We start from the raw sequence: 608 nt of genomic DNA on the forward strand, positions 1-608 counted from the left end.
AAGACGCAACGGCGTTAGAAACTGAATCAGTTGTTTCACGTGAAACAGAAGAACCAACAGACGCCGAAATTATTGACGCTCAAAATGAAGAAATTGAAGAGTTACAAGCAAAACTTGAAGAAGACGAGGAAACAACCGAATGATTGAAACAGGGAGAACGTTAGCATCAAATACCGCCTTCCATGTATTCCTTTTGCTGATTGTCGCTGATTTTATCAGTGGCAACGCAAAAGCGTTTATATGGGGCGTGGTTAACTCAAAGATTGGATTTAAAGGCGCCTTGAAACATTCCCTAGCTATTTGTTTAGTGATTGTTGTGTGGCTTGTAGCGACCGAATTTGGACTACCAGAAATAGGCGTCCTTGTGAATTCTTTCTATATCATGACTTACGCAATTTCATTTCTTGAAAATCTCGCCTTGTGTGGCGTTCCCGTTCCTAAAGCTTTATTGAATAGGGTCAAAACTGAAAAGGCAAAATTCGAGAAAATGTTAGAGGAATTCAAGGAGGAAGAGAAATGACAACACTAGCACAAGCCTATAAATGGATTGCAAACAGTTTAGGGAAAGGATATGACTTTGACGGTCATTATGGACAACAATGTTTCGA

At 39.8% G+C, this 608-nt stretch carries 1 protein-coding gene; it reads left to right on the forward strand.

Features of this window, described 5'->3' with window-relative positions; translation table 11 throughout:
* Positions 1 to 139 precede the first annotated feature (139 nt).
* The gene (locus N1032_RS26355; RefSeq protein ID WP_259543606.1) at positions 140 to 520 is read left to right on the forward strand and encodes a phage holin family protein; all 381 of its coding nucleotides are present in this window, start codon (positions 140 to 142) and stop codon (positions 518 to 520) included.
* Positions 521 to 608 lie beyond the last annotated feature (88 nt).

It is taken from the genome of Herbiconiux daphne (assembly GCF_024979295.1).
Classification (GTDB): domain Bacteria; phylum Actinomycetota; class Actinomycetes; order Actinomycetales; family Microbacteriaceae; genus Herbiconiux; species Herbiconiux daphnes.